A 2,781-nucleotide genomic window follows, 5' to 3' on the forward strand; every position below is an offset into this window, starting at 1 on the left:
TCGAGCTGCAAGAAAAGATCTTCGAGCGCTTCGTACGCATAGCCGCGCCGAGCGGCGAAGACGATAGCGGCAGCGGTCTCGGGCTGGCAATCTGCCGCAGCATCGTGCAATTGCATCACGGCTGGATTCGAGCCGAAACTGGCGGCGAGGGCCGCGGCTTGCGAGTGGTGTTCGAGATTCCCGTCGGCGCGGATGCCTGAGAACTGCGCCTCCGTTCTGGATCTGCGTGATCTGCCGAATCACGGAGCGCTACGACCTGAGTCGTCCCGCTCGAGCTTTCTGGGTGAGCCCAGCATCCGCGCCAAGAATTCCACGGTCGCCAGGTTCATTTTGAGCTCATTGGCAAAGCGCAGGATATGGTGCGTTTCGTCGGGCAACGCGAGCGTCTCGTGATACACGCCTGCCGTGTCCAGGCGGCGGGTGAGGTCGATCGTCTGGCTGAAGCGGACATTGCGATCGTCGTCGCCATGAATGAACAACACCGGCGACTTCCAGGTCGTCACCGAGGACACCGGTGACGAGCGCCAAGCCAGGTCGACTGCTTCCTGGGTTCCCGGCGGGATCTCATAACGTGAAGTCCGCAAGGGCTGCTTCATGTCGTAGATCATGACCCAGTCGTGCACGCAGTGGATGTCGACCCCCGCGGCGAACAGTTTCGAATCATGCGCGAGCGCCATCGATGTGAGATAGCCACCGTAAGAGACTCCATAGATTCCGACGCGAGCGGCATCCACGCGAGGCAGCGCCTGCAAGTATTTTCCTGCCGCGCGCACATCCTTCAACTCGGCTGCGCCGTTTCGGCCCGCATGCGACGGATAATTCAGGTCGTGACCGTAACCAATACCCAATCGATAGTTCAGCGCCAGCACCGTGAACCCTTGGCTGGCCAAGTACTGATTGATGGCGTACTGATTGCCGTAGTACTCGATCGAATGCCAGCCGAGCAGCATCTGCCGGCGCGGCCCGCCATGAACGTGGACGACGGCAGGCCCTTTCGCCGACTGTTCGCGCGGTTGAAACAGTTGGCCGCGGACGATCACTCCATCCTCCGCCAGACACTGCACTCGACTCGGTACCACCAGCTTGGACAGCAGCCGCTCATCCATTGACGAGACAGCGCCCAACCAACGCGGCGCGGTTGCTCCCGGAGTCATGATGGCTGGACGCGGCGGTCGATGCGCCGTCGCCCCTAAGAAGGCAACTGCGCCATTGGCCGAGACGACCGGCGAATATTCCAAGCCAACGCCACGAGTCAGTGCGCGCGGCCGCGACATCGTCAACGACATCTCATAGATATGACGTCGATCGATATCGTCCGGCTCGTCGCCAGTATTGGCGCTGAACAGCAGACGCGAACGATCCGGGCTCAGCGCCACGCTCTCCACCATGTAATCGCCCGGCGTCAGCAAACGAGCGGCGCCACCAGAGCGAGGCACGGCGTACACATGCTGCCAGCCGTCGTGATAAGACTGAAAGACGACATGCTGTGCGCCCATCCAATCCAGGAACGCGTCCGGCCATGAATCCCTCAAACCCGCACCGCTCTGCCACAGTCTGCTGGCTCGTCCGGTAGCGACCTCCGCCACCCAGATTGACCACGGTCGGATCGTAAACGGTGTCGCCGCCGGGGGCGCTCCGCCATCGCCCGGCGTGCGCACGAAGGCGATCTGCTTTCCATCCGGCGACCAGCGCGGCGATTCGTCGCGACTCACTCCGGGTGCGAGCCATGAGATGGCAGTGGCATCGTCACGGTAGACGCCGACGAACGAATGACTCTCTCGCTTGGAAACGAAGGCCAGCCGCGTGCCGTCGGGCGACCATCGCAAGTCGCTGGTCTGGCCACGCTCTGCGAACAAGCGTCGAGCCGCTGTCGAGCCATCGATGGCAGCGAGCCACGCTTGGCCCTCCTTGATGAAAGCAACACGCGTTCCCTCCGGCGAGATCGTCGGATAGTCCCCTTCGCCGATCAAACGCGGTACGCCGCCCGCATACGGCACGCTCCAGATGGCAACCTGTCCGCCCTGCGGATGTGAGGAGGGATTGACCGGCACGCTCTCATCCCAATTAGCACCATGGTCGCCGCCACGCACATACACGACGTTCGCGCCATCGCTCGACAACGACACACTGGAAAGGGCTTGGCCATCGTCGTCGTTGTATTCAGTCAGACGGCGCGGTGCGTAGTCCGGCGCGCTCGCCACCCAGACATTGCGTCGACCTCGATCGTTAGAAACCCATGCAATCCGCGCAGCCGCGGCCGCAGCTGTCAACGATTCCGAGTACGGCACGCTACGAATCTGTTCGAGCGTGAAGTGACTATCGGTGCTGGCAAGCGAAGCTGTCGCGCTAATCAGCGTCGACACCATCAACGCCAACACCGGCCAGCGCCGCCGAAGCCGTGCGCCGCTCATTTGCCGTTCTCCAGACGCCGGTCGAAGAACTCGATGACGCGGCGAACGCGTTCCAACACGTGACGCTGCGATACCCCGCCATGCGTACCGCCCGGCTCCACCCAGCTTTCAACCTCGACGCCTCGTTGTCGCAGGCTTTGTCCGAGCTGAATGGCTTGCCTCAGCCAGCCGCTGTGATCGTCATCGCCATTGACGAACAGGATCGGCGCACGCCAGCGTTCCAATTGCGAGTTCGCCGAAGAAGCGAATGCGAGATCTTCATAGGGCGAGCGTAACGAAGTACGAAACGCCAACGGCTGCCCATCGTCGAGCTCCATTTCCATCTGCCAGTCTGCGACACCCACGATGCTGACCCCTGCCGCGAACACGT

The 2,781-nt window shown here is 62.2% G+C and carries 3 protein-coding genes; 1 reads left to right on the forward strand and 2 read right to left on the reverse strand.

All coding sequences use genetic code 11. The features are described from left to right. Positions 1-200, forward strand: a 200-nt coding sequence (locus JNL55_RS12065; RefSeq protein WP_293853118.1) for a sensor histidine kinase, incomplete at its 5' end; no start/stop codon positions are given. A gap of 39 nt (positions 201-239) precedes the next feature. Here the strand turns inward: JNL55_RS12065 and JNL55_RS12070 are convergent. Both JNL55_RS12070 and JNL55_RS12075 read right to left on the reverse strand, forming a co-directional pair. Next, a complete protein-coding gene (locus JNL55_RS12070; RefSeq protein WP_293853120.1) occupies positions 240-2,411 on the reverse strand; it encodes a S9 family peptidase in 2,172 nt (723 codons plus the stop codon). After that, a partial coding sequence (locus JNL55_RS12075; protein WP_293853122.1) for an alpha/beta hydrolase family protein occupies positions 2,408-2,781 on the reverse strand: 374 nt, incomplete at its 5' end. The genes JNL55_RS12070 and JNL55_RS12075, both read right to left, overlap by 4 nt.

It is taken from the genome of Steroidobacter sp. (assembly GCF_016790065.1).
GTDB lineage: Bacteria > Pseudomonadota > Gammaproteobacteria > Steroidobacterales > Steroidobacteraceae > Steroidobacter.

What these genes read in the sequence shown, in the direction of transcription:
- JNL55_RS12070 (WP_293853120.1), bottom strand. Translation starts at nt 2,411, where the DNA reads ATGAGCGGCGCACGGCTTCGGCGGCGCTGGCCGGTGTTGGCGTTGATG.